General features: G+C 62.5%; 17 protein-coding genes. 6 read left to right on the top strand and 11 right to left on the bottom strand.

Annotated elements, in window-relative coordinates:
• Positions 1-6: 6 nt before the first annotated feature.
• The 5 genes from hemJ to AAXE93_RS03095 are packed head-to-tail and all read right to left on the bottom strand — an operon-like array spanning position 7 to position 4,875.
• Positions 7-579: a protoporphyrinogen oxidase HemJ gene (gene hemJ / locus AAXE93_RS03115; RefSeq protein WP_115132641.1), complete on the bottom strand. Its 573-nt coding sequence runs from the start codon at positions 577-579 to the stop codon at positions 7-9.
• A gap of 35 nt (positions 580-614) precedes the next feature.
• Positions 615-2,111 carry a cryptochrome/photolyase family protein gene (locus AAXE93_RS03110; RefSeq protein ID WP_390128027.1) on the bottom strand — a complete coding sequence of 499 codons (1,497 nt, stop codon included), beginning with the start codon at positions 2,109-2,111 and terminating at the stop codon, positions 615-617.
• A gap of 2 nt (positions 2,112-2,113) precedes the next feature.
• Positions 2,114-2,401, bottom strand: coding sequence for a hypothetical protein (locus AAXE93_RS03105; protein WP_390128024.1), 288 nt, complete (start codon positions 2,399-2,401; stop codon positions 2,114-2,116).
• Entirely contained in the window at positions 2,398-4,383 is a 1,986-nt protein-coding gene (gene uvrC / locus AAXE93_RS03100) for an excinuclease ABC subunit UvrC (protein ID WP_390128022.1), read from the bottom strand. The genes AAXE93_RS03105 and uvrC overlap by 4 nt, the downstream gene beginning before the upstream one ends.
• A 9-nt stretch (positions 4,384-4,392) precedes the next feature.
• Entirely contained in the window at positions 4,393-4,875 is a 483-nt protein-coding gene (locus AAXE93_RS03095; RefSeq protein WP_115009275.1) for a flavin reductase family protein, read from the bottom strand.
• Between the two features lie 69 nt (positions 4,876-4,944).
• Here AAXE93_RS03095 and coaD point away from each other — a divergent pair, with 69 nt between their 5' ends.
• On the top strand, positions 4,945-5,436 hold the full coding sequence (coaD, locus tag AAXE93_RS03090; RefSeq protein WP_114989170.1) for a pantetheine-phosphate adenylyltransferase: 492 nt from the start codon (positions 4,945-4,947) through the stop codon (positions 5,434-5,436).
• 1 nt (position 5,437) lies between these two features.
• On the top strand, positions 5,438-6,457 hold the full coding sequence (locus AAXE93_RS03085; protein WP_390128019.1) for a hypothetical protein: 1,020 nt from the start codon (positions 5,438-5,440) through the stop codon (positions 6,455-6,457).
• Here the strand turns inward: AAXE93_RS03085 and dacB are convergent.
• The 5 genes from dacB to dapF all read right to left on the bottom strand — a co-directional run bounded on the left by dacB (position 6,402) and on the right by dapF (position 11,269).
• Complete coding sequence (gene dacB, locus AAXE93_RS03080; protein ID WP_390128017.1) at positions 6,402-7,709, bottom strand: D-alanyl-D-alanine carboxypeptidase/D-alanyl-D-alanine-endopeptidase; 1,308 nt, start codon at positions 7,707-7,709, stop codon at positions 6,402-6,404. The two genes, AAXE93_RS03085 and dacB, sit on opposite strands and share 56 nt — an antisense overlap.
• Positions 7,706-8,212, bottom strand: a complete 507-nt coding sequence (locus AAXE93_RS03075) for a DUF4330 domain-containing protein (protein WP_390128014.1) — start codon at positions 8,210-8,212, stop codon at positions 7,706-7,708. Before AAXE93_RS03075 ends, dacB begins: the two co-directional genes overlap by 4 nt.
• 62 nt (positions 8,213-8,274) lie before the next feature.
• Complete coding sequence (locus AAXE93_RS03070; protein WP_115162008.1) at positions 8,275-8,991, bottom strand: DUF1995 family protein; 717 nt, start codon at positions 8,989-8,991, stop codon at positions 8,275-8,277.
• A 12-nt stretch (positions 8,992-9,003) separates the two neighbouring features.
• A complete protein-coding gene (locus AAXE93_RS03065; RefSeq protein ID WP_390128011.1) occupies positions 9,004-10,176 on the bottom strand; it encodes a cysteine desulfurase family protein in 1,173 nt (390 codons plus the stop codon).
• Positions 10,163-11,269 (bottom strand): diaminopimelate epimerase, encoded by a 1,107-nt coding sequence (gene dapF / locus AAXE93_RS03060; protein WP_390128008.1) that lies wholly within the window; start codon positions 11,267-11,269, stop codon positions 10,163-10,165. The genes AAXE93_RS03065 and dapF overlap by 14 nt, the downstream gene beginning before the upstream one ends.
• Before the next feature lie 27 nt (positions 11,270-11,296).
• On the opposite strand from dapF, the gene AAXE93_RS03055 reads away from it, so the two are divergent.
• Positions 11,297-11,518: a hypothetical protein gene (locus tag AAXE93_RS03055; protein ID WP_390128006.1), complete on the top strand. Its 222-nt coding sequence runs from the start codon at positions 11,297-11,299 to the stop codon at positions 11,516-11,518.
• A gap of 46 nt (positions 11,519-11,564) precedes the next feature.
• On the top strand, positions 11,565-14,174 hold the full coding sequence (gene leuS, locus AAXE93_RS03050) for a leucine--tRNA ligase (RefSeq protein ID WP_390128004.1): 2,610 nt from the start codon (positions 11,565-11,567) through the stop codon (positions 14,172-14,174).
• A gap of 12 nt (positions 14,175-14,186) precedes the next feature.
• On the opposite strand, the gene AAXE93_RS03045 is transcribed toward leuS, so the two are convergent.
• Complete coding sequence (locus AAXE93_RS03045) at positions 14,187-15,785, bottom strand: glucose-6-phosphate isomerase (protein WP_390128001.1); 1,599 nt, start codon at positions 15,783-15,785, stop codon at positions 14,187-14,189.
• A gap of 229 nt (positions 15,786-16,014) precedes the next feature.
• Between AAXE93_RS03045 and AAXE93_RS03040 the strand changes: the two genes are divergently transcribed.
• On the top strand, positions 16,015-16,671 hold the full coding sequence (locus AAXE93_RS03040; protein WP_390127999.1) for a helicase DnaB: 657 nt from the start codon (positions 16,015-16,017) through the stop codon (positions 16,669-16,671).
• Between the two features lie 157 nt (positions 16,672-16,828).
• The gene (locus AAXE93_RS03035; protein WP_390127997.1) at positions 16,829-17,128 is read left to right on the top strand and encodes a hypothetical protein; all 300 of its coding nucleotides are present in this window, start codon (positions 16,829-16,831) and stop codon (positions 17,126-17,128) included.
• The last annotated feature ends 588 nt before the right edge of the window (positions 17,129-17,716 follow it).

Below are 17,716 nucleotides of genomic sequence, written 5' to 3'. Positions count from 1 at the left end.
CTCATCTCAGGCTTTGGCGGAGGCTTCGGCCCGCAGGCGGCGCCAACGGGCATAGAACTGAATCGACGCTGCCATGAACACCACCAGGGCGACGATGAACCAGGTCGCTGCGCTGGTGGGGAACTGCGTTTTGAACACCACCAGCATCACCACGATCACCAGCAGCAGCGTGGGCAGCTCATTCAGGGCGCGCAGCTGCTTGCCTGACCAGGCACAGGTGCCAGCGTGGAGTTGGCCCATCAGCCGGTAACAAAACACGTGGTAAGCCAGCAGGGCCGCCACAAAACCGAGCTTGGCGTGCATCCAGCCCTGCTGAAGCCAGGAGGGCTGGGCCAGCAGCAACCCGATGGCCATCGATACCGCCACAGCCATTCCCGGCGTGGTGATGATGTTGGCGAGCCGTTTCTCCATCAAGGTGTACTGATCGCGGAACGGCTGCTGCAGTTCCGGCGCCAGTTCCTCCGTTTCAACGTGATAGATGAACAGGCGCACCAGATAGAAGAGGCCCGCAAACCAAACCACGACCCCAACGATGTGCAGGGTCTTGAACCAGAGGTAGGCCTCGGGCGAAAACGTCATCAACACAACTGATCTGGGGCGACCTTACGCAGGGTTCAGGTGAGCGCGTCAAGAAAATCACCGGCTCGACGTTGATGGGCCAACAGAACCTCGGGAGCCATGCGATCCAGGTTGCGGGCCATCATCGCCAGCCGGTATTGGCGCCGAAAGAAGTCTTGATGGCGATGGATGAACGTCCAGAACAGGCCATCCCAGGTGTCACACCACTCACCTTTGCGGTAATCCGACATCTTGCGCACGTAGTTCGAGCCGGAGAGATAGGGCTTGGTGGTGAAGATGCCACCATCAGCGAACTGACTCATGCCATAGACGTTGGGAACCATCACCCAGTCGTAGGCATCCACAAACAGCTCCATGAACCAGGTGTAGATCCGGGTTGGATGGAATCCGCAAAGGAGCATCACATTCCCCAGGAGCATCAGGCGTTCGATGTGATGGCAATAGCCGGTCTCCAGTGCATGGCAGATGGCGTCATCAATCGGGGGCAGACCCGTGGATGCGGTGTAGAAGGCGGAGGGAATCGGCCGGTCGTCGAAGCCCCAGAAATTGCCGTTGCGCATCTCCACCCCATGGCGCCGGTACATTGCCGCCATGAACTCCCGCCAGCCAACGATCTGACGCAGAAATCCCTCCAATGAATTGAGGGGGATGTCACCGGCTTCAGCCCGCTCCAGGGTTCGATCCAGCACCTGCTGCGGCGTCAGCAGACCGATGTTGAGCATCGGCGTGAGCACGCTGTGCCACATCACCTGGTGTTGGGTGCTGATCGCATCCTCATAAGCACCGAACTGGCGCAGGCGTTGTTCGAGGAATTGATCCAGCCAACGGGCTGCATCGCCATGGGTGACGGGGTAATGGAACCCGTCCCAGCTGCCGATACCGACCACACCCTCCTCAATGAGTTGCTTCCGGGCGGATTCAACGATGGCGTTTGCTGCGCTGGAGCGTTCGGCCGGTGGCTCCGGAACCACGATTCCCTTGGGGAGCTTCTTGCGGTTGTCGGCATCGAAACTCCAGCGGCCACCAACAGGACCACCATCAGGATCGATCAGCAGATCCAGTCGCTTGCGCTGCATCTCGTAGAAGCGACCCATCAGGGGCTTCTTGCCGGAGGCGAAATGGTCCTCGATGACGGCCTCTGGAGTGAGCAGCATCGGGGTGGCGATGATCTCCAGACCGCAGCCGTGGCGGGAGGCGAAGGCGGAGATCCGTTGGCTCAGAACATCGTCCACCGGATCCGCCAGATGAAAGGCCCGGTAGCCCTGATCGAGCAGATCTCCGAGGATCTCAGCGGTGCTGGCCGCCTGCCCCTGGAGCACCCGCAACACGGTGAAGCCCTTGGCCTGAAGCATCTCGGCATAGGCATTCATCGAGGCCCGATGCAGGAGCAGGCGCTGCCGATGCACCTGGATGGGCCAGCGGGGATCAGTGCCGAACAGCAGCGGATCTTCGATCAGGGCCACGGCCCGTCCCGCCCGAAGCGCGGGATGGTGCTCAAACAGCTGATGGGAAAAAACGAGACTGAGATCCACCGTCAGCTGTCCTCCCCAGCAAGACGGCAGGCGCGTCGACCCAGGGCGGTGGCATAGGCACGATCCACGGGCCCGGCCATGGGGCTCAACTGGCCAGCCCGGCAATTCATCACCACTTTTTCGCGATGGCCCTGCTGATCGTTAAGCCGCAGCACCAGCTGCCAGTGGTTCTTCGCGCTTCGGGTGATGCCGTCGGCACACACAGGCCCCGTGCACAGCCCGGGAGACGCCCAAACCGGAGTAGCGAGGAGAAACACTCCTGCCAGAGCCATGCAGAGCTGACGGATCATGCGGGGAGTTCCTGAGGCTGCTCTTCTAAAGCAGCCCTGGCGTCAGCGTCGGCTCCGTCGTCGGAAGGATGGAAGAAATCGTGGATGTCGCGGGCCAGAGCCGGTCCGACGCCAGGGGCCTTGGACAGGGTCTCAACCGATGCCAGCTGGATGGCATCAATCGAATGGAAGTGGGCCAAGAGATCCTTGACCCGCTTGGGCCCAACTCCGGGGATGTCCGAGAGGCGTGAACGCTTCATGCGCTCACCACGCTGCTGGCGATGGAAGCTCACAGCGAAACGGTGGGCTTCGTCGCGAAGGCGGCGAAGGAGCACAACTCCGAGCTGATCCGGTTCACTCTCCAGCGGCTGGCTTTCGCCGGGGAGAAACACCTCCTCGCGCTGCTTGGCGAGGGAGCAGACGTTGAGATCCTCGTGCAGATCAAGCTCGCGAAGGGCCTCCATCACGGCAGACAGCTGGCCCTTGCCACCGTCGATCATCACCACATCGGGCCAGTCGTTGAGGCCGTCGGTCTGCAGAGCGCTGCCACCTTTGTGACGCAGGGCACCCACATCCACCCCTTCCGCCTTGGCCCGGGCCCAGCGCCGGAAACGACGGCGCATGATTTCCGCCATCGCCATGAAGTCGTCGCTGTGGCCAGCGCGGATGCTGCTGCTGCGGATCTTGTACTTGCGGTAGTGCTGCTTGGCGGGCAGCCCGTCGATGAACACCACCTGGGAGGCCACGGCATCGCTGCCCTGGATGTGACTGATGTCGTAGCCCTCGATCCGTCGCGGCGGGGTGGGCAACTCCAGCAGTTGCGCCAGATCCTCCGTGGCCAACGACTGCTTCTCCTGACCTTGCTTGGCGCGGAGCAACTCAAACTCCGCGTTGCGCTGCACCAGTTCGATCAGGTCGGCTTTCTGCTGGCGCTGCGGGCAGTGGATCTGCACCCGACGCTCGCGCTGTTCCGAGAGCCAATCCTCCATCAGTTTCTGCTGGGGCAGAGCGTGCTGCACCAACAACTCGGGGGGCACCTCAACGGAATCCACCTGGCTGTAGTGCTCTTCGATCACCCGTTGCAGGATCAGTCCAGGTTCCAGACCTGAGGCGTCAGCGGTGTAGCCAAGACGTCCCACCAACTTCCCAGCGCGCATCTGAAACAGCTGCACGGCCGCCAAACGTTCATCAAAGGCAAGGGCCAGCACATCGCGACTCACCGAGGAATCCGGCAGGCTCATCTTTTGATCGGCGGTGAGCTGATCCAGCCCCTGAAGTTGATCGCGAACCCGGGCCGCCGACTCGTAGTCCATTCGCTCGGCATACCGCTCCATCTGCTCCTGAAGCAGCTGCTGCAGTTCATCGCTGCGGCCCTGGAACACCATCGCCACCTTGCGCAGGGTGCGGTGATAGTCCTCTGAGCTAATTTTTTCCTGGCAGACCCCCGGACAGCGCCCGATGCTGTAGTTGAGGCAGGTGCGGTCGGGGTACATCGGCCGGGGTCGTTGCCTCAGCGGGAACACCCGCTTCACCAGGAACAGGGTGCGGCGCAGCAGCCCCACATCGACATAGGGCCCGTAAAAGCGATCCAGGGGGCTGCGGAAGCGACGGCGACGGGTGATGAAAATCCGCGGGTAGGCCTCACTCCAGGTGATGCAGAGGTAGGGATATTTCTTGTCGTCCTTCAGCAACACGTTGAAGTGCGGCTGATGGTTCTTGATCAGGTTCGACTCGAGAACGAGGGCCTCCGCCTCGCTGTCGGTGACGATGAACTCAATCTCACAGACCTGGCGTGTCATCAGCCGGATCCGTGGCGACAGATCATGCCGACTGCGGAAATAGCTGCGAACGCGGCTGCGCAACGCCTTCGACTTGCCGACGTAGAGGATCCGGTCGTCGCCGTCCCGCATCAGATAGCAACCCGGCTCAGCGGGGATCTCTTTGAGGCGGCGATCAAGACGCTCGGGCTGCGTCAGCAGCGGTGCACCGGAGGCGGCATCCACAAGGCCAGCTCAGCCGCCGTAATTCCAGCCGGTGCTGGCCAGGTTCAGGGCCTCGCCATCGGCGATCAGGCGCGCAGTTTTCACTTCGCCCACAAACACGGTGTGGTCACCATGCTTGATCGAGCCCACGAGTTCGCACTCCACACCACCGACGGCATCGGTGAGCAGGGGAAGACCAAGTTCGCCCTCCTCGAAGGGTGCCGCTTCAAAGCGACCACCGAGCGCCTTCTGGGGCTTGAAGAACACGGCTGCCAGATCTTTCTGATCGGCCCGCAGCACGTTGAGCGAGAACTTGCCGGTGGCCTCGATGATGGCGTGACTGCTGCTGTCAGCCCGAACACCCATCACCACCAAGGGCGGTTCGAACGATCCCTGGGTCACCCAGCTGGCCGTGAATCCGTTGACCTCATCACCGTTGCGAACGCCGCAGATGAAGAGCCCATGGGGGATCTTGCGAAGCAGGACCTTCTTGGCGTCGGCGTCGAGGCTCATGGCACAGATGCGTTGGTTGAAATCTAAACAGCGATCCACTGCATAGGATCCGCCCATCGCTGATTCCCGATGCGGGCGCTCTACCCCGGCAGTTTCGACCCTCTCACCAATGGTCATATGGACCTGATCGAGCGGGCGGTGAGCCTGTTTGGTGAGGTAGTTGTCGCGGTACTCAGCAATCCGAGCAAACGGCCCGCGTTCAGTGTCGAAGAGCGGATCGAACAGATCCGCACGGCGACACGCCACCTCTCCGGCGTTGAGGTGATCAGTTTCGATGGCCTCACCGTGAACTGTGCCGTCACCCATCGCGCCGACCTGATCCTGAGGGGCCTGCGAGCGATGAGTGACTTCGAATACGAACTGCAGATCGCCCACACCAACCGCTCCTTGGCAGACGATCTGGAAACGGTGTTCATGGCCACGACGGCCCGCCACAGCTTCCTCAGCAGCTCGGTGGTGAAGGAAGTGGCCCGCTTCGGTGGATCGATCGACCACATGGTTCCGCCAGAGGTGGCGAAGGACCTCAACAGGCTCTTTAATTCAACTTTCCATGCCAGCTGAGATGAACGACGTCCGGTTCTCCGTTCTCGATCAACTCGATCAGCTGGAGGAAGTTGTGCTGGAGGGCAGTCGGCTGCCCTTCACCGGCGGACGTCTGGTCAACGAAACGGATGCCGTCGAGCTGCTGGATGCCGTCCGCGATGAATTGCCGAAGGAGCTGGAGCGGGCCGCCAAACTTCTGGATCGCCGGGACGAGTTCATCAACACCGCCCGCAGGAACGCCGAGGAGATCGTTGAACAGGCCCAGCGTCAGCGCGAGCAGCTGGTGAACAACACCGCGGTCCGCCAGGAAGCGGAACGGCAGGTGAATGAGATGCGTGAGCAAGCCCGCCAGCAGTGTGAGCAGTTGCTCCAGAAAACGCGCGAGCAGGGGGCGAAGTTGGAGCAGGAGATGCAAAGCAAGTTGGCCCAGTTGGAACAGCAGTTCGCCTCTCGCCGGCAGCAGCTGGAGCAGGAAGCACTGGAGCGTCGCCAGCAGCTGGATCAAGAAGCGATTGAGCTGAAGCGTCAACACGCTGAGCGACTCGATGCCAGCCGCCAACAGGCCCAGCAGCAAATCCAACAAATCGAGGCCAACGCAGCGGAACTCAAGCGCCATCACGCTGAGCAGCACGAAGCCAACCGACAGCAGGCACTGCAGGATCTGGAGTCAATTCGCCGTGAAGCCCTGCGTCTGCAGAAGGAAGGCCGCGATGAGGCCGAGCGAATTCACAACGACGCGCTGCAGTTCCGCCAGCAGACCCAACAGCAGTGCGAGTCGCTAATCCAACGCAGCCGCCAGGAAGCAGCCGGCGTTCAGGACGGGGCCAACCGTTACGCCGAGCAGACCCTGGGAGAGCTGGAGGTTCGCCTCAAGGAAATGGCCCAGGTGGTGATGGCCGGCCGTCAGGAGCTCTCCAAGATTCAGACGATCCGCTCCGCGGCCCCTGGCCCCAACGCTGGCGACGACAGCAAAACCGTTCCGTTCAGTCGGGCTCAGCGGGCAGCATCACGGCTGCGGTCCATGCGGGGCAACGGCTGATCCGCTGGCTGGCCAGCAGGATCTGGCCCATCACGGAGTTGGGTACATAGGACCCGTTGGTAATCATGCTCACGTAACGCGGTCCATCGGTGGTTTCAAGAATGCCGGAGATCGATCGGACTCCGCTGAGGGTGCCGGTCTTTCCCCAGAAGCGGCCCACAAGTGGTGTGCCCCAGAAGTAGTTGCGCAGCGTTCCCCTCTGGCCTGCAATCGCCATCGAGGCCTGGTAGTAGGCCGCCAGGGGGTGTTGCGCCATGCGCCACAGCAGCACAGACAAGGAACGGCTGGTGAGACGGTTGCCCCGTGAGAGTCCGCTGCCATCCCGCAGCCGAAGTCCCGTCATCGGGATGCCCTGGGCTTGCAACCAGCGGGTGGTGGCGATGGACGCACGGTTCACATCCCAAACGTCCGCCGCTTCACGCATCAGCACCTCAGCGGTGAAATTGTGGCTCTCCGTGTTGGCCAGGCTGAGCAGGGCGTGCATCGGCGCGGAATCCTCGCTGTGCAGGACAACACTCGCCCGCCAGTTCCGCGCAAGGGCCGCCTCTCGGGTCCGCTGATCAACCATCTGCAGGCGGATCTGTCCCCCTTGTTGCTGCACGGTGGAGTTGAGAATCCGCTGCAGCCGTGCCGCTGGATCCATCACCGCCATGTGCAGGGCGTTGCTGGTGAGAGCAAGGCGGGTGATCGGTGCGCCGTAGGCGTAGGAGCGATCCGCAGGATCCCAATCGGCAGGCCACCAGAGTTGACGCGGTTCCTCCCGCACCATCAGCTGAACCGGCGCAGAGGCGGAGCTGGAGGTGCTGCTGGAGCCGCCCTGGCCGAGGGCCACCATGGCGAACTTCTGGATCTCGGCAATGCTGAGGTCGGGATCGCCCTCCCCCACGATCTCCAGTGATCCATCGGGATGACGCAACAGCTGCGTCTTCAGACGGAAGTCGGGGCCGAGGCGATCCAGGGCAAAGGCCGTGCTGACCAGTTTCTGATTCGATGCAGGAATCCGAGGGATCCCCCCGTTGAGATCAGCCAGCAGCTGGCCCCGTTGATCGACAACGCTGACGCTCCAAAGCCGCTCTTCCGTGCCCACCGCTGATTCCAAGGCCGTCTGCAGGGCCGGGCACAGTGCACCGCCGCTGATCATGGCCTGGCCCTGACGCTGCACCACCGGAGGTGGTGCCAACAGTGGAGGCCCTGCCCTGACGGGCAACTGGGGCGCCAGCACCAGCAGGGAGACCAGGGCAGAGCGAATCACAGAGGCATCACTCCGCTCACAACACCGTTCAAGCGGTAGAGGCGACCCTCCAGCTCAACGGGCACACCCACCTTGAGCTTGGTGCCACCGATCACAACACCGGAGGGTTTGATCTCAGCCTGGGCCTCCATCACAAACCGGGCATGGCGGGGTAGAGCCGTGGCGGGAGCATCGGCGAGCACCACCGAACCATCGGGCTGCACCGCCGTCAGGGAATTGGTGACGTCATCCACCGACACCAGGCTCACCCGTCCGGCCGGTTGGTTGCGAATCACAATGTTGAGGGCTGCTTCCTCCCGCACTGAATTCAGCAGCTGCTCGGGATCGGCGCTGTACAGCTGCACCACATCAACGCTCACCTGCACAGGCTTCACGGCACCGGTGGCCTTGGCGACCGCATTCGAGAGCTTGGGGGACCAGACAACCCCGGCCAGAGCGGCCAAGGCGACGACTCCAGCCACGGCATCGATGGGTGAAAGGGATCGAAGCCTGTTGAGCACCATCGCAGGGGAGCCTGGGCTTGAACCTTAAGGAGAGTCTGAGCCTGGATCAAGCCAGAGGCGGCTCAATTGCGCAGACCATCAAGAAAGCGGTCGACCCCGGACAGCTGTTGCTTGATGCTGTCGGGATCTTCACCGGCCAGAAGCGCTGCTGTGGTGTCGGGATCCGGACGTTCGGGAAGCACCTCCAGTTGCCGATAACCATCGGGATCCTGTCGATAGAGACGCCAGTCATCGGGGAAACAGCGCATCAACGCGCCTCCCTCCAGGGGCTGGAGCCAGTAGGCCTGCTGCCAGCTGGCCACGAAACCCTTTCGGCGCTCCCGGGCCACGCTGCCGATGCCGACGGCGGCGTCTTCGAGACGTCCATTCAGCATCAGAACCACTCCTGCGTGGTTCTCACACAAGGCCTGGAACTCCTCGTAATCCGCAGGGGAGGGGTTCACCGCAAGCAGAAGACGGGTGTCGGGAACATCGCTCTCCGCCCGTTTGAGCTGATTGAAATCAAGGATCACCTCCTTGAGGTCCTCGGCATCGCGGCGGGCCAGGGCGGCAGCACCGGCATCGGGCCAAACCATCAACAGGTCCTGACCGGCAGCGATCAGTGCTCGGGCCAGCCTCACCGCCACCGGCAGAAGGCGAAGCCCTTCAAAACGGAGGCTTGCGGCCCAGCGTTGACCGTCGCCGGATCCAACGGCCGCCAGGGCGGCTTGCAGCATGGCCTCCTCGGCGGCGAGCAGATCCGCGGGGAGGGCGAGACAGGAAGCGTCGGATTGAGTCATCGCCAAAGCATGTCAGGACAATGCCGTTAACGCGGAGGCAAAACGGCCGGGAACGGCGTCGAGATCCTGATCCGACAACCAGGGGCCAAGGGTCAGCCGCAGGCCCGACTGACGTTCAGGCCCGGGAATGCCCATGGCCGTGAGCACAGGACTGTCGGCACTGCTGCCACTGCTGCAGGCACTGCCGCTGCTGCAGGCCACCCCCGCCGCCGCCAGCCGTCGCACCAGATCGCGTCCCGGCAACGGCTGTCCACCAACGGTTTTAGCCAACAGCGCAATGTGATGGGGCAGACGCTGATCGGGAGAAGGGCCGCAGAGCTGAAGCTGGGGTAGCTCCAGAAGGCGTTCGAGCAGTTGATCCCGTTGACGACGGATCTGGGTTGAGCTGCCCGGTGGAACGTGCTGGCTGACGGGGTCAAAGCTGGGGAGGGCCATCAGGGCTTCGGCCATGCCGCCCACCAACGCAACAGGTTCGGTACCGGAGCGCAGGCCGTGCTCCTGGCCACCGCCGCCCTGGAGCGGTGAAAGGTCCACACCGGGGGCCCGAATCAACAGGCCCACGCCCCGGGGGCCGCGGAACTTGTGGGCGGAGAGGGTCAGCAGATCAACCCCGAGCCGCTCGAAGGCGAAGCAACCCTGGGGCACAAGCTGGGTGGCATCGCTATGGATGACGATGCTGCGCTCGCGGCAGGCCCGAGCGATCGTGCTGATCGGTTGCAGTGCACCCACCTCGCCCTGGGCTGCAATCAGGGAAACCAATCGGGTTGGAGCGGACAACAACCGATCGAGCTGATCGAGCCGCAGTACGCCCTGCCCATCAACGGGCCATTCGGCAATGCTCCAGCCCAGGGCGTCCAGTTGGTGCGCCGCAGCGACCACCGCAGGATGCTCCACCGCAGAGATCACCAACCGGCCCGGGACAAGACCGGCGGCACTGCCGAGCAAGGCAAGGTGCACGGATTCCGTCGCCCCAGAGGTGACGATCAACTGGTCAGGATTGACAGCAAAGCGCTCGGCGATGCTCCAGCGCGCTCGCTCCAGAGCTTCCGCTGCTACCAACCCAGCCCCATGGAGGCTGCTGGGGTTGGCCCAGGCCGTCTGCTGCAACTGCTGCATCACCGCGATCACCGCCGGCAGGGGCGGTGTCGTGGCAGCAGCATCCAGGTAGAGCTCAGGGGGTTCCACGCTCGAACCGCGCCTTGGTGCGCTGCTCCAGGGACTCACTGGCGAGATTGAGCATCGAGTCGAGGGACGTGCTGCTGAGGAAAGCCTGCACCCTCTGCTGCGCCTCATCGCGGAGGCAGCGGTCGGGGCGCTGACACTGCTCAGCGCAATCCTTGGAGCAATCGAAGTCGCTTACGGCCATCGGCGCAGGTGGAGCGGCAGGGGCTTCGCTGGTCGAAGCCATCGAGGATCCTGCCGGCACCAGGTCGGGCGTCAGCACCCCGTCAAACACCGCTTCGGCGGGTCCCGTCATCAGCACGGAACCGGAGCGATCACGCCACTCAATCATCAGCGGACCGCCGGGCAGCACCACCTCGGCGCAGTCATCGGCGAGGCCCAACAGCACCGCCGCCACCAGGGTGGCGCAGGCACCGGTGCCGCAGGCCAATGTCGGGCCAGCCCCCCGTTCCCAGACCCGGATCTCCAGCTGTTCACGGCTGTGCACCTGGAGGAAATGAACGTTGGTCTTGGCCGGGAAGGCCGGATGGACCTCCAGGGCAGCACCCCAGGCATCAAAGGGAATGCTGGCCAGGTCGTCGACGGGCACCACCACATGGGGATTGCCCATGCCAACGGCCGCCACCTTCAGTTGTTCTCCCTCCAGCAGAAGCACCCCCTGCGGCAATCCGTCTTCGGGCATCAGGGTTGTGGGGATGCCCTCGGAGGTGAGGAAAGGAGGACCCATGTCCACCCGCAACTGGCCATCGACCATCAGTTCGGGGCGAATCATTCCCGCCAGGGTTTCGATGTCCCAGCGGCGGCCTGGGGCATCACCGTCGGTGTCGGCCAGGTAGCGGGCCAGGCAGCGAATGCCGTTGCCACACATTTCGGCCTCACTGCCATCGGCATTGAGAATCCGCATCCGCAGTTCTCCCTCCTCCTGAGGAGGCAGCGCCAGAATCAGGCCATCGCCACCAACGCCGAAGCGCCGATCACAGATGCGCCGCACCCATGCGGGATCGGGATTGCTGATGGCATCGGGCAGTTGTCCCTGCCGGCCTTCAACGATCAGGAAGTCGTTGCCAAGTCCCTGATATTTGCTGAACTGCAGCATGCGTGGCCGGTATTGCCCCCGAATCCTATGGAGACATCTCCACTCGATCCAAGCCTTCCGGGGGTTCGGTTGCTGCAGAGCTGGATTCGTGAACAGCTCCCCCTCAGCATTGCTGTGGTGGGACAGGAGCCCATCGAGGGGCGTCTGATCTGGCAGGACCCTGAGTTTCTGGCCATCGAACGGGCGGGTGCGAGCCGGCCCGTGCTGATCAACCGTCGGCAGATCAGCGTGATCTGCTCCCTCGGCTGAACACCAGGCATGTGGCACGATCGCAACCTTGCCGAGCGCTGGTTCCGTGAACGCTGCCAACCCTGCCGTCGACGCCAGTGCCCAGACCGGTCGTTATGACCCCACTGCGCTGGAGCAGCGCTGGCAGGAGAGTTGGAAGGCGGATGGGGTGGATACCACAGAAGAAGGTGGTGAGAAGCCCGGATTCTTTGCCCTGTCGATGTTCCCGTACCCCTCGGGAAGCCTGCACATGGGCCATGTGCGCAACTACGTGATCACCGATGTGATCGCCCGGGTTCAACGCATGCGGGGCCATGCCGTGCTGCATCCGATGGGCTGGGATGCCTTCGGACTTCCCGCTGAAAACGCGGCAATCGAACGCAATGTGGACCCCGGCGACTGGACCGACCGCAACATCGATCAAATGCGGGCGCAGCTGGATCGCCTTGGCCTTTCGATCGATTGGAGCCGCGAACAGGCGACCTGCCACAGCGACTACTACCGATGGACCCAGTGGCTGTTCCTTGAACTGCTCGAAGGGGGGCTGGCCTATCGCAAGAACGCCACCGTCAACTGGGATCCCGTCGACCAGACCGTGCTGGCCAATGAGCAGGTGGATGGTGACGGCCGCTCCTGGCGCTCCGGAGCTCTGGTGGAACAACGCCAGCTGAACCAGTGGTTCCTGCGCATCACCGACTACGCCGAGCCGCTGCTCAATGACCTGGACGCCCTCAAGGGGTGGCCGGAACGGGTGCGCACCATGCAGGCCAACTGGATCGGCCGGTCGGAAGGGGCGGAGATCAGCTTCAGGGTTGAGGGAGCACAAGATCAGATGATCACCGTGTTCACCACCCGACCCGACACCCTCGCGGGGGCGAGCTACGTGGTGCTGGCACCGGAAAACGAGCTGGTGGACAGCCTCACCAGCGCTGATCAGAAGGACACGGTGGAGGCCTTCCGCAAGGAGGTGGCTCGTCTGAGCACGATCGAACGCACCAGTGATGACAGGCCCAAACGGGGGGTGCCCATCGGCAGTCATGTGATCAACCCCCTCACGGGGGCGGTGCTGCCGGTGTGGATCGCCGACTACGTGCTGGCCGAGTACGGAACGGGCGCCGTGATGGGCGTACCGGCCCACGACCAACGCGACATCGCCTTTGCCCAGTCGAACGGTCTGCCGATTCAGCAGGTGATCGACGCCGAGGGCGCTGCTGAAGCCATCGCGGCCGGTCAGGCCTGGACGGATGCCGGAACACTGGTCAACTCCGGCAGCTTCGATGGCACGGCCTCCAGCGAAGCCAAGGGCGCCATCACCGGCCACGGCGCCGAGAAGGGCTGGGCAAGGAGCAAGGTCACCTATCGCCTGCGCGACTGGCTGATCTCACGCCAGCGCTACTGGGGCTGCCCCATTCCCGTCATCCATTGCGATGACTGCGGTGCTGTTCCGGTGCCCCGCGAGGACCTTCCGGTGGAGCTGCCCCGGGGCATTGATCTCTCTGGAAAGGGCGGTTCGCCCCTGAGCCAGCAGAGCGACTGGGTCAACGTGGCCTGTCCCTGCTGCGGCAAGCCGGCCAAGCGGGAAACAGACACGATGGACACATTCATGTGTTCCTCCTGGTATTTCCTGCGCTTCGCCGATCCCCACAACACCGAGAAACCCTTCAGCAAGGAAGCGGTGAACCGCTGGTTGCCGGTGAAGCAATACGTGGGTGGCATCGAACACGCGATCCTGCACCTGCTCTATGCCCGTTTCTTCACCAAGGCGCTGAAGGATCGTGGCCTGATCGACATCAACGAACCGTTTGAACGGCTCCTCACCCAGGGCATGGTGCAGGGAATCACCTACCGCAATGCGACAACCGGCAAGTACATCGCTCCAGCAGACGTGGCAGATCCCGAAGACCCCCGGGATCCCAACACCGGCGACAAGCTCGAGGTGTTGTTCGAGAAGATGTCGAAGTCGAAATACAACGGCGTTGACCCCGCAGCAGTGATCGACCGCTACGGCGCAGACACAGCCCGCATGTTCATACTGTTCAAGGCACCGCCGGAGAAGGATCTGGAGTGGGATGACGCCGATGTGGAGGGCCAGTTCCGCTTCCTGCAACGGCTTTGGCGCCTTATTGAGGCCGGTGCTGCCCGCATCGACTCACTCGAGCCGATGCAACGGCCGGCCGATCTGAGCGATGCCGACAGCGACGTACGTCGGGCGCTGCACCTGGCCATCGAAGCCGTCAGCGAGGACCTCAGCGACGAGATTCAGCTGAACACGGCCATCTCCGAGCTGATGAAGCTCTCCAATGCCATCAGCTCCACGGGCATCGAGGTCCTGAGTGCACCTGTGTTGCAGGAAACTCTTTCCGGACTGGTTCGCCTCCTGGCTCCGTTCGCGCCACATCTGGCGGAGGAGTTCTGGAGCCGTCTGGGGGGAAGCGGCAGCGTGCACCGTCAAAGCTGGCCGGTTCTGGATCCAACGGCTCTGGTGCAGGACAGCGTTGAAGTGGTCATCCAGGTGAAGGGCAAGGTGCGGGGCAAACTGCAGGTTCCGGCCTCCGCAGACAAGGAGGAGCTGGAACGGCTCGCCCTGGCCAGTGATGTGGCCGAAAAATGGTTGGAGGGTGCAGCCCCCCGTCGGGTGATCGTGGTCCCCGGAAAACTGGTGAACCTGGTGCCCTGATCCCAGGCGGGATCAGCCTTTGCTGAAACGCATCGAGGCGGGCTGGCTCCAGTCGCCCTGGGCACTGAAGCCGCGCTGGTTGCCGGTGAGGTGACGCAGAATCCAAAAGATGGATTCATCGGTGCCATCCCCGAGGGCCAGGCGAATCTCATCGGCGGAGCGGGCCACACCGTCGGCCAGGATCGCCTCTACACGACCTTGAAGGTCGAGAATCGCCGCCGCTGCCTTCTTGCCGGCTTCCACGCCGGGCTGGTGGTAAGCGTTGATGTTCACCAGTTCGCCGTAGAGACCGACGGCACGCTCGAACAGAGCGATTAAGGCGCCGAGACGGCGGGCATCAAAGCGGCGCATGCTGATCGTCATGCTCTGGCGGCCACCCTCGGTGAGGGCTGAGCGGGTGCCCTGCAGGAAACCATCGAGGAAGTCGCCGGGGCATTCCCCGCCAAGCGTGGGGACGTCGCTCACGTCTTCGAGCACCTCGATGAAGGTGGCGAAGAAATTATCGACACCGTCGCGCAGCTGCTGCACATAGGCGTGCTGGTCGGTGGAGCCTTTGTTGCCGTAAACAGCGATGCCCTGATGCACCACGTCACCGTTGCGATCCAGGCGCTTGCCCAGGGATTCCATCACCAGCTGCTGGAGGTAACGGCTGAACACCTCCAGACGATCGCGGTAGGGCAGAACAACCATGTCGCGCTGACCACGACCACCACCGGCCACGAACCAGGAAGCAGCCATCAGGGCGGCTGGATTGCGGCGCAGATCCGCGGCGCGGGTGGCGGCATCCATCTGAGAGGCGCCGGTGAGGAAATCGCGGATGTCACAGCCAATCAAGGCACCGGGCAGCAGACCAACGGCACTGGTGATGCTGGTGCGCCCCCCCACCCAATCGAACATGTCGAAGCACTTGAGCCAACCTTCCTTCTGGGCCTGCTGATCCAGCTTGCTGTCGAGCATCGTCACGGCAACGGCCTGACCAGCCCACTGGCCCCCAGCGGCCTCGAGGCGATGGCGAGCCTGCTCCATGCCGAGGTGGGGTTCGGGCGTTCCCCCCGACTTGCTCACCGTCACCACCAGGGTGCGGTCGAGACGACCCTCCAACCCCGCCAAAACGTTGCTCATCCCATTGGGATCGACGTTGTCGAAGAAATGAAACGGAAGCCCCTCGCCCGGGTTTTGGAGCGCCTTGATCATCAAGGCCGGTCCCAGGCCACTACCGCCGATGCCGATCCAGAGCACATCGGTGAAGGCTTCGCCGTTGGGGGCCTTGATCGTTCCGTTGATTACATCGCGCCCAAAGGCTGCGATCAGATCGATTTCCCTGGAGATGTGCTGTTGAAGCTCTGACGAGGGAGCGAGTTCAGGGGTGCGAAGCCAGTAATGCCCCACCTGGCGCTGCTCATCGGGATTGGCGATGGCGCCGGCTTCCAACTCCTGCATCGCCGCGAACGCCTTGTCCATTCGCGGCTGCAGCTGCTGCAGATCAGTGGCGTTCACATGCATCCGGCTGATGTCGAGCCAGACGCCCAGATCATCGTGATACCAGCTGAGATCGCAGAACCTCTGCCACTGAATATGAGCGTCGGAAGCGTTGAAATCCGGAAAGCTCATGCCGGGCGGACGGTGCAGTCCTGCCGAACGTATCCAGAATCTGACGGGATGCCCGCATAAAAGGACACCACAGCTAGTTTCATGTCATCTTCCGCTGACCCCATTTCCATCCCCCATGGCTTAGCCATTGCGATGGACAACAGCTCTCTTGGCCACGGCAGCGAGCCTGTGCCTGGTTGGTCAGTGGTCACACCCGGTTGCTGAGGTTGGGGATCAGGCGCCTGTTGTGGTGGAAGACAGACTGGAGCCCACAGATTTCTCGCCCGAAGAACTGAAGCTGCTGCAACGGCGCTTCGGGGTGCACAGCCCCCAGACGCAGCTGGCCCAGCTGTTCACCAGCGGGATGGATCAGCTCCAACCATTGCGCGTATCCACCCTGGATCGTCTTCGCGAGCTGAAGCCGGTGATCCTGCGCCAGGCAGCGGCGCATCAGGTGAATCCAATGCTGATCACCGCCGTTCTTTTCGACGAAATTCAGCACTCCAAGCCGGGGGAGAGCCTCCCATTCATCGCCCATTCCGGTCTTGTGAAGACCCACGGACCGGCCCAGATCAGCGTCTCGGAACTGATCCATCAGAACCGGCTGCCGGCGAACCCAACACAGGAGGAGATCACCTGGGCCCGCAATCAATTGCTGGACCCCGAGATGAACATCACCCTGCTGGCGGCCAAGTTTCAACGGCTGAAGCTGGCCCTTGGTCTGCCGGAGAGCTTGATGCTGCAGGCGAGTCGCTCCTACCTGGATGCCAAGGCGATCGCCACCCTCACCTATCTCCACAACGGAAAATTGGATTACCCAGCACGGGTGTTGGGCTACATGCAGGACCCTGAACTGCACGGGTTGATTTACGGCGGTCGCCAACCGAATCCAGAGATCACGGTTTAGGGATCCACGACGAGCAATTGGCTGCATGAGCGGCCCAACCCAAACCCTCGTCTCCTTATCCCTCAGTTGAGGGAGTTCGTCAGCTCTGCCTCTCCCCCATATGGGGGATGTGGACGCTCCCCTTTCTGTTGAAGCATCGATCCAGCAGGGCAGACCGATGAAACAGCTCCTTCCATTGCTGGCATTTGGCCTGCTTGTCCCATCAACCGCACTCGCTCAGGTGGACGCCGAAGTGGCGGCACAGTGCAGAGACGCCAGGGATTTCTATGGCTGCGTCAGGTCCTTCACCACTCCGGTCCGGCGTTCCGATGACATTGACCCTTATGCCGGCGTGATGGAGCAGGTGGCTGCAGGCCTGATCTCAGGCCAGGGATACCGCAACGCACCCCAAAATTTCCCCCGGGGCACTATCCCGGCTGGTCTTGTTGAAGGGATCCTGCGGGGCGTCCTGCGCTGAACCGATCGAAGCGGCTGATGCGGGCGAAAGTCCGATGGCTGAAGTGGGCCTTTGGTCCCTTGGAGAGCTTGATGCTGCATCAACCCTTGGTCATCCAGTCGATGTAAGGGCATTAACCAAGACGCAAAACGTTGCCACTCCGAGAGAGAGAAGCCATGTGATCACAAGGTGTCGCGAAGAAGGCGTGGGCCGACGTCGCCTCGATAGGAAACGCCTGAACAGAGCCCTGCATGGCATGTGTTGCATTGTTGTGCCTCGGTCGAAATGGATCGAATGACGCCCTCCGCAGCGACAAAGAGCCTCGAAGTGAACCGACATGACCCTTCAAATACGAACGATTCGGCGTTTGGACCCCGTACAGCGTTCTGTCATCCATGGGCACGTCGATGACTACCCAACCGATAGCCATAAACCGTCAAAAGCTGCCACCCAGAACGCCAGGCAATGCAGACGGCACAAATACTGATTCCGGGTAGCAGAAGAAAAGTCGGAAGAATGCTTCAGTCGAGTACGCAAGCCAACCAACACAACCACCACAGGTAGAGGCGCAAGCGAAGGGCAACGCTAGAAAACCAAAAAGTTAATTAA

Source organism: Synechococcus sp. HIMB2401 (genome assembly GCF_042883245.1).
In the GTDB taxonomy this organism is placed as follows: domain Bacteria; phylum Cyanobacteriota; class Cyanobacteriia; order PCC-6307; family Cyanobiaceae; genus Parasynechococcus.
Note: the sequence above shows the minus strand (reverse complement) of the source record. Positions and strands in the feature narration are given on the sequence as shown.

Excerpts from the sequence above, each read along its gene's own strand:
- hemJ (WP_115132641.1), bottom strand. The coding sequence starts at position 579 with ATGACGTTTTCGCCCGAGGCCTACCTCTGGTTCAAGACCCTGCACATC.
- AAXE93_RS03105 (WP_390128024.1), bottom strand. The coding sequence starts at position 2,401 with ATGATCCGTCAGCTCTGCATGGCTCTGGCAGGAGTGTTTCTCCTCGCT.
- AAXE93_RS03095 (WP_115009275.1), bottom strand. The coding sequence starts at position 4,875 with ATGAGCCTCGACGCCGACGCCAAGAAGGTCCTGCTTCGCAAGATCCCC.
- coaD (WP_114989170.1), top strand. The coding sequence starts at position 4,945 with ATGCGGGCGCTCTACCCCGGCAGTTTCGACCCTCTCACCAATGGTCAT.
- AAXE93_RS03085 (WP_390128019.1), top strand. The coding sequence starts at position 5,438 with ATGAACGACGTCCGGTTCTCCGTTCTCGATCAACTCGATCAGCTGGAG.
- AAXE93_RS03075 (WP_390128014.1), bottom strand. The coding sequence starts at position 8,212 with ATGGTGCTCAACAGGCTTCGATCCCTTTCACCCATCGATGCCGTGGCT.
- AAXE93_RS03070 (WP_115162008.1), bottom strand. The coding sequence starts at position 8,991 with ATGACTCAATCCGACGCTTCCTGTCTCGCCCTCCCCGCGGATCTGCTC.
- dapF (WP_390128008.1), bottom strand. The coding sequence starts at position 11,269 with ATGCTGCAGTTCAGCAAATATCAGGGACTTGGCAACGACTTCCTGATC.
- AAXE93_RS03055 (WP_390128006.1), top strand. The coding sequence starts at position 11,297 with ATGGAGACATCTCCACTCGATCCAAGCCTTCCGGGGGTTCGGTTGCTG.
- AAXE93_RS03045 (WP_390128001.1), bottom strand. The coding sequence starts at position 15,785 with ATGAGCTTTCCGGATTTCAACGCTTCCGACGCTCATATTCAGTGGCAG.
- AAXE93_RS03035 (WP_390127997.1), top strand. The coding sequence starts at position 16,829 with ATGAAACAGCTCCTTCCATTGCTGGCATTTGGCCTGCTTGTCCCATCA.